General features: G+C 59.9%; 16 protein-coding genes. 13 read left to right on the forward strand and 3 right to left on the reverse strand.

All coding sequences use genetic code 11. The features are described from left to right. Positions 1-96 precede the first annotated feature (96 nt). Positions 97-1,128 carry a substrate-binding domain-containing protein gene (locus tag LC094_RS05095; RefSeq protein WP_226550674.1) on the reverse strand — a complete coding sequence of 344 codons (1,032 nt, stop codon included), beginning with the start codon at positions 1,126-1,128 and terminating at the stop codon, positions 97-99. A gap of 345 nt (positions 1,129-1,473) precedes the next feature. Here LC094_RS05095 and LC094_RS05100 point away from each other — a divergent pair, with 345 nt between their 5' ends. The 13 genes from LC094_RS05100 to LC094_RS05160 all read left to right on the forward strand — a co-directional run bounded on the left by LC094_RS05100 (position 1,474) and on the right by LC094_RS05160 (position 19,935). Next, positions 1,474-2,742, forward strand: a complete 1,269-nt coding sequence (locus tag LC094_RS05100; RefSeq protein ID WP_226550675.1) for an ABC transporter substrate-binding protein — start codon at positions 1,474-1,476, stop codon at positions 2,740-2,742. Between the two features lie 137 nt (positions 2,743-2,879). Beyond that, entirely contained in the window at positions 2,880-3,881 is a 1,002-nt protein-coding gene (locus LC094_RS05105; RefSeq protein ID WP_219784595.1) for a carbohydrate ABC transporter permease, read from the forward strand. A gap of 12 nt (positions 3,882-3,893) precedes the next feature. After that, entirely contained in the window at positions 3,894-5,156 is a 1,263-nt protein-coding gene (locus LC094_RS05110) for a carbohydrate ABC transporter permease (protein WP_226550676.1), read from the forward strand. 17 nt (positions 5,157-5,173) lie between these two features. Beyond that, complete coding sequence (locus tag LC094_RS05115; protein WP_226550677.1) at positions 5,174-6,829, forward strand: alpha-glucosidase; 1,656 nt, start codon at positions 5,174-5,176, stop codon at positions 6,827-6,829. A gap of 23 nt (positions 6,830-6,852) precedes the next feature. Then, positions 6,853-7,938, forward strand: a complete 1,086-nt coding sequence (locus tag LC094_RS05120; RefSeq protein ID WP_226550678.1) for an ABC transporter ATP-binding protein — start codon at positions 6,853-6,855, stop codon at positions 7,936-7,938. Between the two features lie 209 nt (positions 7,939-8,147). Continuing rightward, positions 8,148-8,915, forward strand: a complete 768-nt coding sequence (locus LC094_RS05125; RefSeq protein WP_226550679.1) for a hypothetical protein — start codon at positions 8,148-8,150, stop codon at positions 8,913-8,915. 163 nt (positions 8,916-9,078) lie between these two features. Then, a complete protein-coding gene (locus LC094_RS05130; protein ID WP_226550681.1) occupies positions 9,079-10,077 on the forward strand; it encodes a TDT family transporter in 999 nt (332 codons plus the stop codon). Positions 10,078-10,251: 174 nt separating this feature from the next. Further along, positions 10,252-11,703 carry an IMP dehydrogenase gene (gene guaB, locus LC094_RS05135; RefSeq protein ID WP_226550682.1) on the forward strand — a complete coding sequence of 484 codons (1,452 nt, stop codon included), beginning with the start codon at positions 10,252-10,254 and terminating at the stop codon, positions 11,701-11,703. Positions 11,704-11,784: 81 nt separating this feature from the next. Further along, complete coding sequence (locus tag LC094_RS05140; protein WP_226550683.1) at positions 11,785-12,966, forward strand: RsmB/NOP family class I SAM-dependent RNA methyltransferase; 1,182 nt, start codon at positions 11,785-11,787, stop codon at positions 12,964-12,966. Between the two features lie 253 nt (positions 12,967-13,219). Beyond that, positions 13,220-15,514, forward strand: coding sequence for a hybrid sensor histidine kinase/response regulator (locus LC094_RS05145; RefSeq protein ID WP_226550997.1), 2,295 nt, complete (start codon positions 13,220-13,222; stop codon positions 15,512-15,514). 239 nt (positions 15,515-15,753) lie between these two features. Then, positions 15,754-16,833, forward strand: coding sequence for a recombinase RecA (gene recA / locus LC094_RS05150; protein WP_226550684.1), 1,080 nt, complete (start codon positions 15,754-15,756; stop codon positions 16,831-16,833). A gap of 159 nt (positions 16,834-16,992) precedes the next feature. Continuing rightward, positions 16,993-19,644, forward strand: a complete 2,652-nt coding sequence (gene alaS / locus LC094_RS05155) for an alanine--tRNA ligase (RefSeq protein ID WP_226550685.1) — start codon at positions 16,993-16,995, stop codon at positions 19,642-19,644. A gap of 3 nt (positions 19,645-19,647) precedes the next feature. Next, positions 19,648-19,935, forward strand: a complete 288-nt coding sequence (locus LC094_RS05160; RefSeq protein ID WP_009571288.1) for a DUF1330 domain-containing protein — start codon at positions 19,648-19,650, stop codon at positions 19,933-19,935. A 49-nt stretch (positions 19,936-19,984) separates the two neighbouring features. Here LC094_RS05160 and LC094_RS05165 read toward each other — a convergent pair whose 3' ends face one another. Both LC094_RS05165 and typA read right to left on the reverse strand, forming a co-directional pair. Continuing rightward, entirely contained in the window at positions 19,985-20,572 is a 588-nt protein-coding gene (locus LC094_RS05165) for a VOC family protein (protein ID WP_226550686.1), read from the reverse strand. A 146-nt stretch (positions 20,573-20,718) separates the two neighbouring features. Continuing rightward, complete coding sequence (gene typA / locus LC094_RS05170) at positions 20,719-22,539, reverse strand: translational GTPase TypA (protein ID WP_226550687.1); 1,821 nt, start codon at positions 22,537-22,539, stop codon at positions 20,719-20,721. Positions 22,540-22,752 lie beyond the last annotated feature (213 nt).

A 22,752-nucleotide genomic window follows, 5' to 3' on the forward strand; every position in this document is an offset into this window, starting at 1 on the left:
GTCTTGAAGTCTCGCTCGAAGCAACCCCAAAGCGCTTTGGATTTGCGGCAATATAAAAATTTCTCCGAAAATACCGAAGTGGTTGAGGGGCGGGACTTAGTCCTGTGGCGCCGGTCCGGTGGTGTGGCCGATGATCAATTCTGCGTCCAAAAGCACATGGCGCAGCGGGCGTTTGGGGTCGGAAATCTGTTCCATCAGAATCTCGGCACAAATCCGGCCGGCCATGCGCACAGAGGAGCGCGTCGCGGTGTAGATCGGCTCGGCCGCACCGTTGCGCAGATAGGAGAGATCGTCGTCATGGACGATCAGCGACACATCCTTGCCGATCTTCAACCCCGAGGTGTCGAGCGCCCGGCGCACGCCAAAGCCGACAATGATCGACGAGGCCAGAATGGCGGTGGGCGGACGGCGTGAGGCCAGCATTTCCATGGTGGCGGAAAACCCGTATTCTTCTGTCATTTCAGAAGAATAACAGAGTTCCTTGCGCTCTTTCAGGCCGGCGGCGGCCAGCGCCGCGCGATAGCCTTCGCGGCGTTTCATGGCGAAATCCATGCCCTCTAAGCCGTTCAAAAGCCCAATGCGGCGATGCCCGAGGTCTATCAGGAATTGGGTGGCGCGCTCGAACGCGCGGGTGTTGTTCATATCGACCCAGGAATATTCGCTTTCCTCGGCAATGCCCGACCGGCCATGCACCACAAAGGGCATGCCGATCTCACGCAACAGTGCGATGCGGGGATCGTTGGCCTTGGGGCCATGCACGATGACGCCATCGACGGAGCCTTTCGCGGCGATCTTGCGATAGGCTTCGGCCTCGGTTTTATCGGGCACGATGGTGAGCATCATGTCGTAATTTTCGCGCGCATAAATCTCGGAGGCGCCGGCGATGAAATCGGTGAAGACCGGGTTCACCACCTCATGTTCGGTCGACAGCGGGATCACATGACCCACCGCATGATTGCGCCCCGTGGCCAGCCCGCGAGCGCGAATGTTGGGGGTGTAATTGTGCTGTTTGGCGGCCTTCATCACCTTGTCTCGGGTCACCTCGGAGACTTCGGGATAGCCGTTCAGCGCCCGCGACACGGTGGTCTGGGACAGGCCGAGCAGGGTAGACAGCTCTTTGAGGTTCATCTTGGGCCTTTTCAGTCATGCACAGCGTGCGCAATTTTTCCCATGCTAGCCGCGGCTTAGGGTCGCGGTAAAGCCCCTTCGCACGGTCCGTGCCGGCGGTCGTAGAGCGCGAGGGGGGAGGGGCGTGACCTTGGGTCGCCCCGCGTCGGTGGTCGAAATTTTCCACCTTGAGTGCGCGTGTCGCTTGATCACAGTCATTGACAGCGAGGGTGGCTTCGGCAAGGCTTGGAGAAATGCCAAAGCGCTTTGGGGCGGGGGGTGAGTCCGGGAGAACCATTTGATTTCCCGTCTGATAGCGCTAGGGTCGAGATGCCCATGTCCGGGTATGAAAACTGGGAGGTTTACATGAAAAAGACACTTTACTCCGGTGCCGCCACGCTCGCTTTGGTTGCGGGTGCCGCGCAGGCGCAGGATTTGACAATCGCCGGTCCGTGGATCGGTGCCGACCAGGAAATGGTCGAACAGGTTTTGGCCGTTTTCGAAGAGCAGAGCGGCCTTGATGTCGCCTATGTCGGCTCCGACAGCTTCGAACAGCAGATCGTGATCGATGCCGAGGCGGGCTCCGCGCCCAACATCGCCGTTTTCCCGCAGCCGGGGCTTGCCGCCGATATGGCGCGCCGTGGGTTCCTCACGCCGCTGAGCGAGGGGACGGATGCATGGTTGAAAGAGAATTACGCGGCGGGCGAAAGCTGGACCGCTTTGGGAACCTACACGGGTAAGGACGGCGCCGATCATCTCTATGCGTTTCCCTATAAGATCGACGTGAAATCTCTGGTTTGGTATGTGCCGGAGAACTTCGAGGATGCGGGGTATGAGATCCCTGAAACCATGGAAGAGCTCAAGGCGCTGACCGAACAGATCGTCGCCGATGGTGAGACGCCGTGGTGTATCGGTCTGGGATCGGGGGCTGCGACCGGCTGGCCCGCGACCGACTGGGTCGAAGACCTGATGCTGCGCGTTCAGCCGCCTGAAGTCTATGACGGCTGGGTCACCAATGAGGTGAAATTCGATGACCCGCGCGTGGTCGAAGCCATCGAGGAATTCGGCTGGTTCGCCCGCAATGACGACTTCGTCTCCGGCGGCTCCGGCGCGGTGGCCTCCACCGACTTCCGCGACAGCCCGAAAGGCCTCTTTGCCTCGCCGCCGCAATGCTACATGCATCACATGGCGTCCTTCATCCCGGCCTTCTTCCCCGAGGACACGATGTTGGGCGAGGATGCGGATTTCTTCTATTTCCCGGCCTATGAGAGCAAAGACCTCGGCCAGCCGGTGCTGGGCGCGGGTACGCTTTGGGCGATCACCAACGACAGCCCGGAAGCGCATCAGTTCATGGAATTCCTGAAAACCACCGATGCGCATGAGGCCTGGATGAAACAGAAAGGCTTCCTGACGCCCTACAAGGCGGTGGACACCTCTGTCTTCTCCGACCCGACGCTGAAAAAAATGAACGACATTCTTCTGGGCGCGACCACCTTCCGCTTTGACGCCTCCGATCTGATGCCGGGTGGCGTGGGCGCTGGCTCCTTCTGGACCGGTATGGTCGATTATGCTGGCGGTGAACCTGCTGCGGACATTGCCAAGTCGATCCAGGACTCCTGGGACGCTCTCAAGTAAGCACTTGATTTAAATAGTACTCCGGGTCCTGTTTCCGATGGGCCCGGAGCAATTCGCTCAGACCTCGCAAAGGGGCAAATGGCCGCCAACGGTCCGTGACAGGTCTGTGGCATGGTCGAGAGAGAAGGGGAAACAATATGCATCCGGCACTTCAAGGGCTTTTGACCATCGCCATCGGCGTGGGGGCCTGTATCGGTTATTTCTATTTTTCCAACATCATCCTCGACAAGGTGATCTTCCCCGCGCGGGGGCAAAATGCCGGGCGCAATATCAACCGCGCCAATCTGGTGCGGCCTTGGCTGTTTCTGTTGCCGGGGCTTTTGGCCTTGGGGCTTTATCTGGCCTATCCGGTGGTCGAGACGCTGCGGCTGTCTCTCACCGACCGCGATCTCGGCGGGGCCTATGTGGGGCTTGAGAATTACCGCAAAATGTCCGGCGATCCGAAATTCTGGGAGGCGATGCGCAACAATGCCTTCTGGCTTTTGGTGGTGCCTGCGATGTCCACCGCTTTCGGGCTTTTGGTGGCGCAGCTCACCGACCGCATCCGCTGGGGCTCAATCGCCAAGTCTTTGATTTTCATGCCGATGGCGATCTCTTTCGTGGGCGCGGCTGTGATCTGGAAACTGGTCTATGATGCCCGGCCTCTCGGCACGGAGCAGATCGGCATTTTGAACGCGATCTATCTGGCTCTGGGGGGCGATCAGCCGATGAACTGGCTGACGATACCGTTCTGGAACAACTTTTTCCTCATGGTGGTGCTGATCTGGATTCAGACCGGGTTCGCCATGGTGATCCTCTCGGCGGCCCTGCGCGGCGTGCCGGAAGAGACCATCGAGGCCGCGATTGTGGACGGCGCCAACCCGTTCCAGATTTTCTTTCGCATCAAAGTGCCGCAGATCATGGGCACCATCGTTGTCGTCTGGACCACGATCACCATCGTGGTGCTCAAGGTCTTCGACATCGTTTTTGCCATGACCAACGGCCAATGGGAGACGCAGGTGCTGGCGAATTACATGTACGACCAATTGTTCCGCGCCCGCGACTGGGGTGTCGGCTCGGCGGCGGCCATGGTGATCATGCTTTTGGTGACGCCGATCCTTGTGTGGAACGTCTACAACGCCCGCAAAGAGATGAAGTGAGAGGAGGGGATCATGGACAATATCGCCGGTAAGAAACCTGCTCTGATCTGGGCGACGCATATCTCGGTCGTTGTGCTCGTCATCTTGTGGCTCTTCCCGACCGTGGGCCTGTTCGTCTCGTCGTTTCGCACGGCGGATCAGATCTCCAGCTCGGGCTGGTGGAAGGCGATGTTCCCGCAGGAACAGAACACGATGATCCGCACCGCAAGCCCTGAGACGCAGCAGCAGATCGACGGCAATTACGTGATCGAAGGCAATCTTTTCGAAGAGGCGGGGGAGACGCGGGGCGAGATTTCCGCTTGGGGCATTTCGTCCCGCGACATTGCCGCCTACGCCCCCGGTGACACCGCCGATATGGGCGAGGACGGCCAGTTGAGCGTCGCGGTCAATGGCGATTATCGCTTTGTGAATACGACAGAATTTTCGGGCCGCCGCGGCGAGCGCGTGTTCCTGACCGCTGTCACACCGCCGTCTTTCACGCTCGACAATTACCGCACGGTTCTGGTCGACGGGCAGGCCACCGACAAGATGGGCAAGGCGTTTATCAATACGCTGACCGTCACCATCCCGGCGACCGTCATCCCGATCCTGATCGCGGCCTTCGCGGCCTATGCTTTGGCGTGGATGGATTTCCGGGGCCGGGCGTTCTTGATTGCCGTGATCGTCGGCCTTCTCGTGGTGCCGCTGCAACTGGCGCTCATTCCACTGTTGAGCTTTCATGGCGCTGTTGTCGAATGGTTTATCGCACTTGTCGGCACGCCGATGGAGGGAAACGCGCGCCGTTTTGCCGAAGTGGGCGCTTTGGGGCGGCTGTTCGGCTTTGCACCCGGCGATACGATCAATTCCAAAGGGTATCTTGGCGTCTGGGCGGCGCATACCGGGTTCGGCCTGCCGCTCGCGATCTATCTCCTGCGCAACTACATGGTCGGCCTGCCGAAAGACATCATCGAGAACGCCCGTGTGGACGGCGCGACGGATTTCCAGATTTTCACAAAAATCATCCTGCCGCTGTCTTTCCCGGCTCTGGCGTCCTTTGCGATCTTCCAATTCCTCTGGACCTGGAACGATTTGCTCGTGGCGCTCGTGTTCCTGATCGACAGCTCCGGCGAAACCACCGTGATGACGCGGCAGATCGTCGAACTTCTGGGCACCCGGGGCGGCAATTGGGAAATCCTCGCGACCGCCGCATTCGTGTCCATCGCCGTGCCGCTGACGGTGTTCTTCTTCATGCAGAAATATCTGGTGCGCGGCCTTCTGGCCGGTTCCGTTAAATAACCAAAATGAGTGATCCTATGACCGCAACTTCTTCCTCCCCTGCGCATTTCACCCGTGAAAAAGACTGGTGGCGTGGCGCCGTCATCTATCAGATCTATCCGCGCTCCTATCAGGACAGCAACGGCGACGGCATCGGCGATCTGTTGGGCATCGTCCAGCGTTTGCCCTATATTGCCTCCCTCGGCGTGGATGCGATCTGGATTTCGCCGTTCTTCACCTCGCCGATGCGGGATTTTGGCTATGACGTCGCGGATTATTGCGATGTCGACCCGATGTTCGGCTCTCTCGCGGATTTCGACGCGGTGATCGACACGGCGCATCAATATGGCGTCAAAGTGCTGATCGATCTGGTGCTCTCGCACACCTCCGATCAACACCCGTGGTTCATCGAGAGCCGCGAGGACAAGACCAACCCGAAATCCAATTGGTATGTCTGGGCCGACGCGAAACCCGATGGCACGCCACCCAACAACTGGCTGTCGATTTTCGGGGGCTCCGGCTGGCAATGGGATGCGGGGCGGATGCAATATTACCTGCACAACTTTCTGACCTCTCAGCCCGATCTGAACTTCCACGAACCCGAGGTGCAAAAGGCGCTGTTGGATGTGGCGGAGTTTTGGCTGCACCGCGGGGTGGACGGGTTCCGTCTCGACACGATCAACTTTTACACCCATGACGCCGAGCTGCGCGACAACCCGCCCTTGGCGCCGGAGCTGCGCACGGCAAAGACTGCGCCTGCGGTGAACCCCTACAACTGGCAACAGCACATCTACGACAAATCCCGGCCTGAGAACCTTGAGTTCTTGCGCAAGTTGCGGGCGGTGATGGAGCCGTTCAACGCCGCCGCCGTGGGCGAAGTGGGCGATGAGCAGCTTGGGCTCGAAATCCTTGGCGAATATACCAAGGGCGACGATCTCATGCATATGTGCTACGCCTTCGAGCTGTTGTCCGGGGATACGCCGACGCCCGAGTACATCAAGGGCGTGATGGACAAGGTGGCCGAGGTGGCCAGCGATGGCTGGGCCTGTTGGGCCTATTCGAACCACGATGTGGTGCGGCATATGTCGCGCTGGCATCTCGATCCGCAGGGCGCGCGGGCCTTTACGACGCTGATGATGTGTCTGCGCGGTTCGGCCTGTATTTATCAAGGCGAAGAGTTGGGCCTGCCGGAAGCGGAGTTGAAATTCGAAGACCTGCAAGACCCCTACGGCATCCAGTTCTGGCCGGATTTCAAAGGCCGCGATGGCTGCCGCACACCGATGGTCTGGGAACGCTCCCAGCATCATGGCGGCTTTTCCAGCGCAGGCCAGACCTGGTTGCCGGTGAGCGCGGATCACTATCCGCTGGCGGTGGCCCAATCCGAATACGATCCGGGCGCGATCCTGCATCATTACCGCCGCGCGATTGCCTTCCGCCATGCGCATAAGGCGCTGATGACGGGGACGATGGAGGATATGCGTGTGGATGGGCCTTGCCTGATCTTCACCCGCAAAAATGACGAGGAAGAGCTGTTCTGTGCCTTCAACCTGTCCGATCAGCCAACGAGCCTTGAGGCGCCGAAGGGCAATTGGCATCAGGTCGGCAGCGAATTGAATTCCGCCTCGCCGATGGAAGACGGCAAGCTGCATCTGGGCCCGTGGCAGCCCGCGATTATGCTGCGGTATAAGGGCTGAGAGTTAGGGAGGGGAGAGAGGTCATGGCTGATCTGAAACTGGAGAATGTCGCCAAGGTTTACGGCGGCAAGGTCGAAGTCCTCAAGGACATCAATCTCGACATCACGACGGGCGAGTTGATCGTTTTCGTCGGCCCGTCCGGCTGTGGCAAATCCACGCTCCTGAGGATGATCGCGGGGCTTGAGAAAATCTCCGGCGGCACGCTTGAGATCGACGGGGTGCGGGTCAACGACGTGCCCCCCGCCCAACGCGGCATCGCCATGGTGTTTCAAAGCTACGCGCTCTATCCGCATATGACGGTCTACGACAACATGGCCTTCTCCCTGAAACTCGCCAAAAAATCCAAGGACGAGATCAAGCAGGCGGTGATGCGTGCCGCTCATATCTTGCAACTCGAAGACTATCTCGACCGTCTGCCCAAAGCTTTGTCGGGCGGGCAGCGTCAGCGTGTCGCCATCGGTCGCGCCATCGTGCGTGACCCGAAGGTCTATCTCTTCGACGAGCCGCTCTCGAACCTCGACGCCGCGCTCCGCGTCGCAACCCGGCTTGAGATCGCCCAGCTTAAAGAGAGCATGCCCGACAGCACGATGATCTATGTGACCCACGATCAGGTGGAGGCGATGACCTTGGCCGACCGCATCGTGGTGCTGGCCAACAAAGGCATCGCGCAGGTCGGAAGCCCGCTCGATCTCTACGAGAAGCCCGACAATGAATTCGTCGCGCAATTCATCGGCTCGCCCTCGATGAACCTGATCCCCGGCGAGATCATCGAGACAGGGGCGCTGACCAAGGTCAAACTCGACGGCGAAGGCATTGCGACCTCGACAATCCCGACGCAGCCCTCCGACATGGGCCGCAAGGTCAACATCGGCGTGCGTCCCGAGGACATGCATCTGGCCGAGGGCGACGCGATCGTCGACGGGGTCGTCGATGTGGTCGAGGCGCTGGGCGAGGTGACCTTGCTCTATTTCGTCGCCGAACGCGGTCACGAGCCTCTGATCGCCAAGCTCCCGGGCATCCATGCGGGGCTCAAAGGCCAGACGGTGAAGCTCTCCGCCCCGCCGGAAAAGGTGCACTTGTTTGCGGACGGGCTGTCGATGCGGCCATGAGGCGATCAAGGGGTTAAAGGTTTTTCTGCCGATATGTGAAGGGTTCTTGCAACATCGCGCAGGAAATACGTCGCATTCGCAACTTAAGTTTCCCCTACGTCAACTCGTTTCGGTATAAGCTATTGCTACAGACGAGCGCCACCACGCGCCTGTCGCAAGCACAGATATATCAAACAGAGACGCAAGATCTCTTGAGCGAGGGAAACACCATGTCAAAACTGGCAAAACTTCTATCCGGCGCCACCATTGCGGCCTTGGCCGCCTTCGGTGCGACGGGCGCGTCGGCCTTCACCTTCGAAGGCGCAAATGTGACGCTGGCCTACAATGGCCATGACGATGGCAATGACGAATCCTATTCCGACAACAACACGCTGCAACTTTCCGGCCGTGCTTGGTATGGCTTTGGCTCGAATTTCAAACTCGGCTTCTCGGCGGGCACCGCGCGCGAGCAATATGAAGGCAGCTTCTATTCCTCGACCAAATCCATCGGTCTTCACCCGGCTTATGCCTTCGACAATGGCCAATTGGGCGCCTTCGTGTCTTATCAGAAGGAAAACGGCTCTGATGAGGACTACATTTATGCGGGCCTCGAAGGGGTCTACAATATCGGCAAATTCGGTGTCGAAGGCTATCTGGGCAAGTCGTTCGCCCAAGGCGATTTCTTTGAGGATTTCACCGTGGGCGGTCTGGCTCTGTCCTATGAAATCATCGACGCGCTGTCCGTTTATGTGAAGCATCAGAGTGATTATTACGACTCTGACAATGAGTTCACCCTGAGCTCGATCGGGATCGAATATGACCTGAATGCACCGTCTCTGACGCCGATGACCCTGTTCGCGGAATATTCGGAGTTTGGCGATGAGGACGGGTTTGACGATTGGGGTCAGATGACACTCGGCGTGACCTTTTATCTTGGTGAGAAAGCTGAGCGGTCTCTGTTCCACGAGCAGTATTCGCTCGAAAGCTACTACGATTGATCTGCGGGTCTTGCGTATGAGATCAGAGGGCGGCCCAAGGGTCGCCCTTTTTGCTGGCAGGGTGGGGGCCGCGACATCGCGCCCTCTATGATCCTCTTGGAAACGCTTTCCTGAAACGGGGCAGGGTGATATTCAGCCTTTGAAATGTATAGAGGCCGCCGCCATGACCACACCGCCCCGCATCATGCCCAAACCCTTCAATGCGCCGCCGCAGGGCCTCTGGCGCGCCACGCCGCCGGCGATCTTTCCGCCGATCCTGGGGCTTTTGGGCATGGGGCTTGCCTGGCGTCAGGCGGGCAATATCCTGCCTTCCGCGCCCAACTGGATCGGCGAAATGATCTTGGGCGCCGTCTCCTTGCTCTACATCTTCGCGGTGGTGGCCTATCTGGCCAAAATGGCCCGCCGCTTTGGGGTTGTGTTCGAGGATGCCAAAATCCTACCGGGCCGCGCCGGTCTTTCCGCCATGACGGCCTCGGGCTTTCTCTTTGCCGCCACAATGGTGCCCTATAGCGTTGTCTTCGCCAAAGCCGTGCTGGTTCTCGCCCTCATCGGTCATGCCTTTGTTGCCTTCGCGATTATTGTCGGAATGATGCGCGGTCCTGCTGAACAGCGCCGCGTCACCCCGGTGTGGCATCTGTCTTTCGTCGGCTTTATCATCGCCCCTCTGGCGGCTGTCCCGCTGGGCTGGACCGGTCTGTCCCAGATCATCTTCGCCACGACCCTGCCGATTGCCGCCGCCGTCTGGATCATTTCCGTGATGCAATTCGCCCGCGCCGATGTCCCGCCGCCGCTGCGTCCGCTTTTGGCGATCCACATCGCGCCCGTGTCACTTTTCGGCATCGTCGCGACGCTTTTGGGCTACACGACGTTGGCGCTGGCCTTCGCCTGGATCGGCGTCACTGCGCTGATCGTCTGTCTCGCGGGCATCCGCTACCTCACCAAAGCCGATTTCTCCGCGCTCTGGGGCGCCTTCACCTTTCCGCTCGCGGCCTTCGCCAATCTGATGTTTGCCGCTGCCAGGCTCCAACCGATGCCGTTTCGCCTCATCGGCGGGCTGGAACTCGTCGCCGCGACGCTGGCGATCACCTATATCGCCGTGAAAATCATGCAGCTCTGGACCCGTGGCAAACTGGCCAAAGCCACCAACGCCGCTGTGGTCTGACGCCGCTTTGACGTTTCCTTTGCTGCCCAAAATACTCAAAAAGGGCCGCCTCTCCCCAGAGCGCGGCCCTAAATCTTGCGTGACATCTCGGTGAAACCCACAAAACACCCTTTCCATTGTGGGACATCCATGCAATAGGGACGTGCCAAACCGTATCCCCCATGGAGAGACCCGATGGAGATTCGCGAGGCGCTTACCTTCGATGACGTATTGCTTGTTCCGGCTGCATCTTCCGTGCTGCCGTCAACGGCGGACACCAAGACCTTTGTGACGAAGGCCATTCAGCTCAACATCCCCCTGATGTCCTCTGCGATGGACACCGTGACCGAGGCTCGCATGGCCATCGCCATGGCACAGGCCGGCGGCGTGGGGGTGATCCACAAGAACCTCGACGTGGAAAAGCAATCCATTGAGGTCCGTCGCGTCAAACGCTTTGAGAGCGGTATCGTCTACAACCCGGTGACCCTCACCGCGAACCAGACCATCGCGGATGCCAAGGCGCTTTGTGCCCAGTATAACTTCACCGGCTTCCCGGTGATTGATGAGGCCCGCCGCGTGGTCGGCATCGTCACCAACCGCGACATGCGGTTCGCCACCTCCGATGACACGCCCGTGTCGCAGGTGATGACCTCGAACGATCTCGCCATTCTGCAAGAGCCCGCAGATCGCGACGAGGCAATCTCGCTGATGAAAGCCCGCCGGATCGAGAAGCTTCTGGTGACGGATGCCAAGGGTCACCTGACCGGGCTTTTGACGCTCAAGGACACCGAGCAAGCCGTGCTGAACCCGTCGGCTTGCAAAGACAGCCTCGGCCGTCTGCGCGTCGCGGCCGCCACCTCTGTAGGCGACGCGGGTTTTGAACGCTCCGCCGCCTTGGTGGACGCGGGCGTCGACATCATCGTCATCGACACGGCACATGGCCATTCCCAAGGTGTGATCGACGCCGTGGCGCGCGCCAAGAAAGAGTTCGGCGACAAGGTCCAGATCATCGCGGGCAACGTTGCTACCGGCGAAGCCACCAAGGCGCTGATCGGCGCAGGTGCGGATGCGGTCAAGGTCGGCATCGGCCCGGGCTCGATCTGCACCACCCGCATGGTCGCAGGCGTGGGCGTGCCGCAGTTGACCGCGATCATGGATTGCTCGAAAGCTGCGGGCGACGTGCCTGTGATTGCCGATGGTGGCATCAAATTCTCTGGCGACTTCGCGAAAGCCATCGCGGCGGGCGCTTCCGTTGCCATGGTCGGCTCGATGATCGCGGGCACGGATGAATCCCCTGGCGAGGTGATCCTCTACCAAGGCCGGTCGTTCAAATCCTATCGCGGCATGGGTTCCTTGGGCGCCATGGCGCGCGGCTCGGCAGATCGCTATTTCCAAAAAGACGCGGCCTCCGACAAGCTCGTGCCCGAAGGCATCGAGGGTCAGGTGCCCTACAAAGGCCCCGTCGGCACTGTGCTGCACCAGATGGTTGGCGGTCTTCGTGCGGCCATGGGCTACACCGGCTGCGCCACCGTGGCCGAGATGAACACGAACTGTCAGTTCACCAAGATCACCGGTGCGGGCCTCAAGGAATCTCACGTCCATGACGTGCAGATCACCCGCGAAAGCCCGAACTACCGGATCGGTTGAACCGACCCGCATCAAAGAAACAACGACGGCGGCCCTCGGTCGCCGTTGCTTTTTGCAACAGACCCTGTTTTTGCTGAACACATGACACCCGCTGCTCGCCTTTCCGCCGCCATAGAGATTCTCGACGATGTGCTGATCGGCGAGAATGCCGAACGTGTTTTGACCACCTGGGCGCGGGGCCATCGCTTTGCGGGCTCGAAGGACCGTGCGGCGATCCGCGATCTGGTCTTCGATGCGATCCGGTGCCTGCGGTCTTACGGCTGGCTCGGCGGTGCGGGGCAGGGACGGCCCTCGGCGCGGCAGGTGATGATCGGCGCTCTGCGCGCCGCTGACACCGATCCCGACACGTTGTTTTGTGAGGACCGTTTTGCGCCGCGACCCTTAACTGACGAGGAACGTGCGGCGGCCCCTGCGCTGGAGGATGCGCCACAGGGTGTGCGTCTCGACTGTCCGGACTGGCTTTTGCCGCTGTATAAAGAGACGCTTGGCGAGACCATGGAAGAGGTCCTGGCGGGGATGCGTCAGCGCGCTGAGGTGTTTTTGCGGGTCAATGCGGCGAAATCGACGCTCGGCCATGCTTTGGAACATCTGGGTACTGACGACATCGAGGCGGTGCCGCATCCGCTCTCGGAAACGGCCTTGAAGGTCACCAAGGGCGCGCGCGCCGTGGCGCGGTCTCAGGCCTATCTGACCGGTCTGGTCGAGCTTCAGGACGCAGGATCTCAGGCGATCATCGACGCGCTGCCGCTCGAAGATGGCATGTCGGTTCTTGATTATTGCGCGGGCGGCGGGGGCAAGTCTCTCGCCATGGGGGCGCAGGCCAAGCTCACTTTGACCGCCCATGATGTCGATCCGGCGCGGATGCAGGACATCGCGGCGCGGGCCGGGCGCGCAGGGCTCAAGATCACCACGGCGCGCAAATCCGAACTGGCCGCGAGTTACGATCTGGTGCTCTGCGATGTGCCTTGTTCCGGCTCCGGCGCCTTTTCCCGCAGTCCGCAAGGCAAATGGGCGCTGACGCCCACGCGGCTCGCGCATTTGGGCGCGATCCAATCCGATATTCTCGATGAGGTTGCGCCCATGGTGCGTCCCGGTGGCTGCCTCGCCTATGCGACCTGTTCGCTCTTTGAGGCGGAAAATGCCGGGCAGGTTTCGGCCTTCCTTGCTCGAAATTCTGATTTTCACATGGAAAAACAGCGTCTTATAAGCCCCCTTGAGGGCGGTGACGGGTTCTTTTATGCGGTTTTGCGTCGCAACGCCTGAGACTGTTTCCACTCTGGAAACGGGAAAAATAAGCCAACAATACAACTTTACCGATAGTTCTTCACGTTTTATCGTGAAACGGACCGGGCATTAAAAGCACATTAACCAAACCGCTTCCACACTCGGTCTGAACGTACGGAGTTTTCAGATTCCGTTGACATATTTCCCGACGGCTGGGTCGGGCCATGATGAGACATGCCGAAGTGCAACGGCAGGACAGACGCATAGTCAGGGGGGACGTGTGCAAACCACAATGACCGCAGGCCCATTGTCGAAACAGGCCGGCCGACTTGCGCCCTATAGTTTGGCGATTGCCCTCGCTGGGGCCGCGTTATGCGCCAGTGCTTTGGTGATCCCCCTGCCACGGCTGGGGATCATGGCCTTTGCTGCGGGGGCGGTGCTGCTTTGGGCGGCGCTCCTCGTGAGGCTTTTGAGCTATCGTCAGAAACAGATGCGACGCAGGCTTTACGAGGCGCTTTCTGCCTTTGTGGCCAATGATGCCGCGCCGTCTTTCACCACGGATTTGAATGGCGTGATCGGGTATGAGAACCGTGCTGCGGTGGCCCGGTTCGGCGGTCGCGGCGGCGAGACGCTTTTGGGCGCGCTCGAAGACCTCTTCGCGGCCCCCGCCGCCACGCTCAGCCGCCTGCAATCGCGCGCACTGGCCAAAGGGGCGGCGCGCGAAGACGTGGTGATGCGCCACGGGCATATGCGCCTCGCGGTGCATCTGATCGGCGAAGACGGTTTTTTGTGGCGGCTCGAAGATATGGCGGAGCGGGGTGGCACGCTCGATGGCGATGCCATTTCCCTGCCCATGCTGACGATGAGTAAGAACAACACCATTCTTTACATGAACGAGCCTTTGCGTCGTTTGCTCGGGCACCGCGAAAAGGCCCTGGACCGGATGATCACCGATCTGCCGATCCGTCCGGGGGACGTGCATGTTCTGGCCGGGGTCGAGGGGCGGATTTATGCCCGTGTGGCTCAATTCGAAAGTGGAGATTCGGGGCGTAAGGAGTTGTATTTCCTGCCGGAAACCACGCCCAATGTCGGGGAGTGGGACGCCTTTGATGCGCTCCCCGTGGCGCTCTTGAAGGTGGCGGTCGATGGGCGGATTTTGCAATCAAACCGACACTCGCGCGAGCTTTTGTCGATCCCATCGCATGATCAGTTGAGTCTGAGCGATCTGGTCGAGGGGCTTGGGCGTCCGGTGCAGGATTGGGTCACCGATGTGGCGATGGGGCGGGCGCGCAAGCCCGAGTTTGTGCGCGCGTCGCGGCCGCAGAATGACACCTTTTTGCAGATCACCCTCAATCGTGTGGAGGGCCAGAACAAACAGATCGAGCTGATTGCCGTGCTGTCGGACGCGACCGAATTGAAATCGCTCGAGGCGCAGTTCGTGCAGAGCCAGAAGATGCAGGCCATCGGCCAGCTTGCGGGCGGTGTGGCGCATGATTTTAACAATCTTTTGACAGCGATTTCAGGGCATTGCGATCTTTTGTTGTTGCGTCACGACAAGGCGGACCCGGATTACAGCGATCTTGTTCAAATCCACCAAAACGCCAACCGCGCGGCCTCTCTTGTCGGTCAGCTTTTGGCGTTTTCGCGCAAACAGACGTTGAAACCCGAGGTCATCGACCTGCGCGATACGCTGTCCGATCTGACCCATTTGTTGAACCGTTTGGTGGGCGAGAAAGTCACCCTGACGCTCAATCACGATGCCGGGCTTTTGCCGATCCGGGTGGACAAGCGTCAGCTTGAGCAGGTGATCATGAACCTCGTGGTGAACGCCCGCGATGCGATGCCGTCGGGGGGCGAGATCAAGGTGGAAACCCGCAACGAGGTGCTGCGCGAAGGTTTTACGCGCGACCGGGCGACGCTTCCGGTGGGGGAATATGTCATGGTGACGGTGTCGGATCAGGGCATCGGCATCCCGCCCGAGCGGCTTCAGAAAGTGTTCGAGCCGTTCTATACGACAAAGCGCACGGGCGAGGGCACGGGGCTTGGGCTGTCGACCGCTTATGGCATCATCAAACAGACCGGCGGCTTTATTTTCGTCGACAGTGTGGTGGGGTCAGGCACGGCCTTTACCATCTATCTCCCGGCCCATACGGCACGCGCCGAGGCGGTGGTCGAGGCCGCGAATAAGCCCTTGCCCGATGTCACGACCCAGACCGAGCGCGGCTCTGGCGTGATCCTTCTGGTCGAGGACGAGGCGCCCGTGCGGGCCTTTGCCTCGCGTGCGCTGCGCCTGCGCGGCTACACGGTGATCGAGGCGGAGAATGCCGAGGAGGCTTTGGAAACCTTGGAAGACGACAGCCTGCATATCGATGTTTTCGTCTCCGATGTGATCATGCCAGGGATGGATGGGCCAAGCTGGGTGTCAGAGGCGTTGAAAGAGCGTCCGGGGGTCAAGGTGGTCTTCGTGTCGGGCTATGCGGAGGATCATTTTTCTGAGCAGCAATCGCGCATTCCGAATTCGACCTTCCTGCCAAAGCCGTTTTCTTTGTCCGAACTGACCGCGACGGTGCAGGCGCAGTTTCACTGAGGGGAACTGCGTCAGCCGCAAAAATTATTTTGTCGCGCCGATTTTTAGAAACCTAGCGTTAACCAATCTTGCCTCACAGTGATTTTCGTAAATTTAAGTTGAAATGTTCTCTTTTTGTGCTCATAAAGATTAGTGAGAACAAGAGGCGAACACGAGCTCCACATCGGACACCGCTCCAAACGTGATACAGATTGCGTGATGGACGCTTTGGGACGGGTGTGAAATAAGGAATTAAACAGATGGCAACGGCGACCAAAGATATGGCAAAGAACGATAAGCAGAACGGGGACAAGCAAAAGGCGCTCGACAGCGCGCTGGCCCAAATTGAGCGGCAATTTGGCAAAGGCTCGATCATGAAGCTTGGTGCCGATAACCCGGTGCAGGAGATCGAAGCGACCTCGACGGGCTCTTTGGGCCTCGACATCGCGCTTGGCATCGGCGGCATCCCGAAGGGTCGGATCGTTGAAATTTACGGACCTGAGTCGTCGGGTAAAACCACGCTGACGCTCCATTGTGTGGCCGAAGAACAGAAAAAAGGCGGCGTTTGTGCCTTTGTCGATGCGGAACATGCGCTGGACCCGATCTATGCGAAAAAACTCGGTGTCGATCTTGACGAACTGCTGATTTCTCAGCCGGACACCGGTGAGCAAGCGCTTGAAATCGTGGACACTTTGGTGCGCTCCGGCGCCGTGAGCCTCGTCGTGGTCGACTCGGTCGCGGCACTGACGCCGAAATCCGAGCTCGAAGGTGACATGGGCGACAGCTCCGTCGGTGTGCAGGCCCGTTTGATGTCTCAGGCGATGCGCAAGCTGACTGGGTCAATCAGCCGCTCGAAATGCACCGTGATCTTCATCAACCAGATCCGCATGAAAATCGGCGTGATGTTCGGGTCGCCCGAAACCACCACCGGCGGCAATGCGCTGAAATTTTACTCCTCTGTGCGTCTGGACATTCGCCGCATCGGTGCGATCAAGGATCGTGACGAGGTGGTCGGCTCCGAGACCCGCGTGAAAGTGGTGAAAAACAAAGTTGCGCCGCCGTTCAAACAGGTGGAATTCGACATCATGTATGGCGAGGGCATCTCGAAAACCGGTGAGCTTCTGGACCTCGGCGTCAAGGCCGGCGTGGTGGACAAATCCGGGGCCTGGTTCTCCTATGGCGACGAGCGTGTGGGGCAGGGGCGTGAGAATGCGAAACGCTACCTCAAGGACAACCCGCAGGTGGCGCTTGAGATCGAGGATAAAATCCGCGCCGCGCATGGCCTCGATTTCGATCTGGGCGATGATTTCGAGAAGGACGATCTGCTCGACGACGAGTGAGATCACCGCTGAGATCACCACGACAATCTGATTTCAAAGCATTAGATTAAAACAAAGGGCCGAAGTGTTTCGGCCCTTTTTGCTGTTGCGCGTTATGGACAGCTTCGCATGAGAGCGGTAAACCGTCGGGAACGCCAAGAAAACCCGCAAGGACGCCACATGCCCAGCGTGAACGACATCCGCTCTACCTTTCTTAACTATTTTGAACGCAACGGTCACACCGTCGTGGACAGCTCGCCGCTGGTGCCGCGCAACGACCCGACCTTGATGTTCACCAACTCCGGCATGGTGCAGTTCAAGAACTGCTTCACCGGGCTGGAAAAACGCGATTACGTGCGGGCCACCACGGCGCAGAAATGTGTGCGCGCAGGCGGCAAGCACAACGATCTGGACAATGTCGGCTACACGGCGCGGCACCACACGTTCTTTGAAATGCTCGGCAACTTTTCCTTTGGCGATTACTTCAAACACGAGGCGATCCCCTTTGCCTGGGAGCTGATCACCAAGGATTTCGACATCCCGAAGGACAAGCTCTACACCACCGTCTATCACACCGATGACGAGGCGTTTGAGATCTGGAAAAAGGTCGGTGTGCCGGAAGATCGGATCATCCGCATCGCGACCTCGGACAACTTCTGGCAGATGGGCGACACGGGGCCTTGTGGTCCCTGCACCGAGATTTTCTACGATCACGGCGATCACATCTGGGGCGGTCCTCCGGGCTCGCCGGAAGAGGACGGCGACCGGTTCATCGAGATCTGGAACCTCGTGTTCATGCAGAACGAGAAATTCGCCGACGGCACGATGACCGATCTCGACATGCAGTCGATCGACACCGGCATGGGGCTTGAGCGGATTTCGGCGCTGTTGCAGGGCTCGCACGACAACTACGACACCGACATGATGAAGTCGCTGATCGAGGCCTCGGCGCATGCGACCTCTGTCGATCCTTATGGCGACAAGAACGTCCACCACCGGGTGATCGCGGACCACCTGCGCTCGACGTCCTTCCTCATTGCCGATGGTGTGATGCCGTCGAACGAGGGCCGGGGTTATGTTCTGCGCCGCATCATGCGCCGCGCCATGCGTCATGCGCACCTCTTGGGCGCGAAAGACCCGATCATGCACAAACTCGTGCCGGAATTGGTGCGCCAGATGGGCGATGCCTATCCGGAGTTGCGCATCGGTCAGGCGATGATCGAAGAGACGCTGAAGCTCGAAGAAACCCGGTTCATCCAGACGCTGGATCGCGGGTTGAAACTGCTGGAAGACGAGCTTGTGGACCTGCCCGAGGGCGAAAAGCTTCCGGGCGAGGCGGCGTTCAAGCTCTATGACACTTACGGTTTTCCGCTCGATTTGACCCAAGACGCGCTGCGCGAAAAGGGCGTTGAGGTCGACACCTCTGGTTTTGATGCCGCTATGGCCGAACAAAAAGCCAAGGCGCGTGCCGCTTGGGCCGGCTCTGGCGAGGCGGCGGATGCGACCGTCTGGTACGACATCGCAGAAGACAAAGGCACCACGGAATTCTTGGGCTACGATACCGAGAAGGCCGAGGGCGAGATCGTCGCACTCGTCAAAGACGGCGCGCGCGTGGACAGCGTCAAAGAGGGCGACACGGTGCAAATCGTGGTCAACCAGACGCCGTTCTATGGCGAGTCCGGTGGTCAGGTCGGCGACAGCGGCGTGATCCGCGTGGAGAAGAGCATCGCCAAAGTGACCGACACGAAAAAGGTCGCGGGCGTCTTTATCCATTTCGCGACCATCGAGTCTGGCGAGATCAAGGTCGGCGCACCGGCCGCTCTTGAGGTCGATCACACCCGCCGGTCTGCCATCCGCGCCAACCACTCCGCGACGCACCTGTTGCACGAGGCGCTGCGCGAGGCTCTGGGCGATCACGTCGCACAGCGCGGGTCGTTGAACGCGCCGGATCGTCTGCGGTTCGATTTCTCGCATGCAAAGGCGCTGAGCGCCGAGGAAATCGCCAAGGTCGAAGCGGACATCAACCTCTACATCCGCCAAAACACGGCTGTGGAAACTCGGATCATGACGCCCGACGACGCCCGCGAGTTGGGTGCGCAGGCGCTCTTCGGTGAGAAATACGGCGAAGAGGTGCGCGTGGTCTCCATGGGCACGGCTGACACCGGCAAGGGCACCGATGGCAAGACCTATTCCATCGAGCTTTGCGGCGGCACGCATGTCAAACGCACGGGCGACATCGGCCTTTGTGTGATCCTCGGCGACAGCGCGTCGTCGGCCGGTGTGCGCCGGATCGAGGCCCTCACGGGGCAGGCGGCTTTGGCGCATCTTGAGGTCGAGGCGCACCGCGCGGGCGAGATCGCGGCGCTGCTCAAAACCCCGGTCTCCGAGGTCGTGGAGCGGGTTAAATCGCTGTCGGACGAGCGCAAACGCCTCGAACAGGAAGTCGCCAATCTCAAGCAACAGATCGCCATGGGCGGCGGGGCCAAAGGCGGTGCCGAGGCGCAGGATGTGAACGGCATTCCGTTCCTCGCACAAGCGCTGCAAGGCGTTTCCGGCAAGGATCTGCGCGGCTTGATCGATGCGCATAAAAACAACCTCGGCTCCGGCGTGATCCTTTTGATCGCGGAAGAGGACGGCAAGGTCGCCGTCGCTTGCGGTGTAACCGACGACCTGACCGGCAAAGTCTCCGCCGTGGACGTGCTCAAAGCGGCCGTGCCTGCGGTCGGCGGCAAAGGCGGCGGTGGCCGTGCCGATATGGCGCAGGGCGGGGGCAAGGACTTCGCGGCCGCCGAGGCTGCGATTGACGCTGCAGTTGCCCTGTTGAAAGGATAAGCCATGCCAGCCCTTTGGATTGCCCATGTGACCGTCACCGACGAGGAGGCCTACGGCAAATATGCCAAACTGGCCGGTCCTGCGATTGCCAAACACGGCGGCAAGTTCATCGCCCGCGCTGCGCGTTATGTGCAGCTTGAGGGCAAGGACCGTCCGCGCAATGTGGTGGCGAAATTCGACACGGTCGAGGCCGCTGTCGCCTGCTACCACTCGCCGGAATACCAAGAGGCCCTGAGCCATGCCAAAGGTGCCTCAGAGCGGGAGCTTTTGGTGGTCGAAACGGAAGAGTGAGAGCTCTTATATGATGTGAGAATGGCGCGGGAATTTCCCGCGCCGTTTTTCATGACGCAAAGGGATTTTGTGCGGCGCGATCAGAGGAGAGCGTCTTCGTCCCCTCGTGCACCAGCTTCTCAATCGCGTCTGCCAGATGTACCGTGTCGATATGGTCATCGCCTGCCGCCACTCGGATCAGATGCGCGCGGTGCAACACGTCGGTGTGGGTGTAGCCCAAGGGCGGCTCGAACCGGTAGGACGCCAACTCGATCAACATCCCGTTTGGTTCGCGGAAATAGATCGAGTCCATGAACCCGCGATCCTTGACGCCCGAATGTTTCACCCCCCGTGCGTCGAGCCGGTCCACCACCTGATCAAAGCTCACTTTCGAGACATTGAAGGCGAGGTGATGTAGAGACCCCGGCCCCTGATCGATCCGGTGGCGACCAGGTTTGCGATCCTCGGAGGTAAACACCGTGATCAAGCGCCCGTCGCCCGGGTCGAAATAGAGATGGCCCTGTTCGGGCGCGTCCAGATTGGGTTGGTCAAAGACGAAGGGCATGCCCAGCACACCCTCCCAAAAGTCGATGGTCGACTGGCGGTCGGCGCCGGTGATGGTGATGTGATGCACGCCCTGAGTTTGGATTTTACGCATGGCTTGTCTCCTTTGAGACCAAGATAGCGCAATCATGCCGAAATCCTAAGCCCGTCAGCCGCACAGACTCTGCGCATCCATGCGAAAAAGGCCCGCCGGTGAGGGCGAGCCTTTGGTTTCCTTTGTGCCTGAAATACTCAGAAGGCTTAGATCTGAGCCGCCTTGGCGTTGCGCTTGCGCTCATGCGGGTCGAGGTAGCGTTTGCGCAGGCGGATGCTCTCCGGCGTCACTTCGACCAGCTCGTCGTCGTTGATGTAAGCGATGGCTTCTTCGAGCGAGAGCGTCACCGGCGTCGTCAGACGCACCGCATCGTCCGTGCCGGAGGCGCGCACGTTGGTGAGTTTCTTACCTTTGAGCGGGTTCACTTCGAGATCGTTGTCGCGCGAATGCTCGCCGATGATCATGCCTTGGTAGACCTTGGCTTGAGCGCCGATGAAGAGCTTGCCGCGCTCCTCGAGGTTCCACAGCGCATAGGCCACGGATTCGCCGTCTTCCATGGAGATCAGCACGCCCTGACGACGACCCGGGATCGGGCCTTTGTAGGCGGTCCAGCCGTGGAACACGCGGTTCAAAACGCCGGTGCCGCGGGTGTCGGTGAGGAACTCGCCGTGGTAGCCGATGAGACCGCGCGACGGCACATGCGCGATGATCCGCGTTTTGCCGTTCTGCTGTTTCATCTCGGTCAAATCGCCTTTGCGGGCGCCCGTCAGTTTCTCGATCACGGCGCCGGAATATTCGTCATCCACGTCGACCGTGACTTCCTCGACCGGCTCCATGCGTTTGCCGTCTTCTTCCTTCATGATCACCTGCGGGCGGGAGATCGACAGTTCGAACCCTTCGCGACGCATGTTTTCAATCAGAACGCCCATCTGCAATTCGCCACGGCCGGAGACCTCAAAGGCCTCGCCGCCGGGGGTGTCCTTGACCTTGATCGCGACGTTGGTTTCGGCCTCTTTCATGAGACGGTCACGGATCACGCGGGACTGGACTTTCTTGCCTTCGCGACCGGCCAGCGGGCTGTCGTTGATGCCGAAGGTCACGGTGATGGTCGGCGGATCGATCGGCTGGGCTTCGAGCGGCTCATCGACTTCCAGCGCACAGATCGTGTCGGAGACGGTCGCTTTGGTCATGCCCGAAAGAGACACGATGTCGCCCGCGATGGCTTCGTCGATCTCTGCCATGGCGAGACCGCGGAAGGCTTGGATTTTTTTGACCTGGAATTGTTCGATCTTTTGGCCGTTGCGGGTCAGAGCCTGCACGGTGGCACCGGCTTTGATCTTGCCGCTTTCAACGCGACCGGTCAGAAGGCGGCCGAGGAACGGGTCGGAACCCAGTGTGGTGGCGAGCATTTTGAACGGCTCGTCCTGATGCTTGAGCTGACGCGGGGCCGGGACGTGGTTCAGGATCAGGTTAAAGAGCGCATCGAGGTTCTTGCGCGGCCCGTCGAGTTCCGCGTCACACCAGCCGGAGCGACCGGAGGCGTAGAGATGCGGGAAGTCGAGCTGATCGTCATTCGCATCGAGCGACGCAAAGAGGTCGAAACACTCGTCCAGCGCGCGGTCAGGTTCGGCGTCCGGCTTGTCGACTTTGTTCAGAACCACGATCGGGCGCAGACCCAGAGCCAGCGCTTTCGAGGTCACGAATTTGGTCTGCGGCATCGGACCTTCGGCGGCGTCCACCAAAAGGACAACGCCGTCCACCATGGAGAGGATACGTTCAACCTCGGCGCCAAAGTCGGCGTGGCCGGGCGTGTCGACGATGTTGATGCGATGGCCTTTCCATTCGACCGAGGTGGCTTTCGCCAGAATGGTGATGCCGCGCTCACGCTCCAGATCGTTGGAGTCCATGGCGCGTTCGGTGGTGGCCTGGTTTTCGCGGAAGGTGCCCGACTGTTTCAGAAGCTCGTCCACGAGCGTGGTTTTGCCGTGGTCAACGTGGGCGATGATGGCGATATTGCGAAGATCCATAGGGTAGGGGTTTCCGTGGTGAAAATGAGTTGGCTTGCGCCTACCCCGGTCCGGGACAAAAAGCCAGACGTAAAACCGCATTTTGGCGGTTTTAGGCGGTTTGACCCGGTTGCATGCGGGGATGCCCGCCGTTGCGAGGCACCTAGGGGGAAAAACGCCGCGGAATTTTCCCTTTGCAAAATCAGCCGATTTCCGATTTTGGGGCGCAACAAA

Source organism: Celeribacter naphthalenivorans, from assembly GCF_020524585.1.
In the GTDB taxonomy this organism is placed as follows: Bacteria; Pseudomonadota; Alphaproteobacteria; order Rhodobacterales; family Rhodobacteraceae; genus Celeribacter; species Celeribacter naphthalenivorans.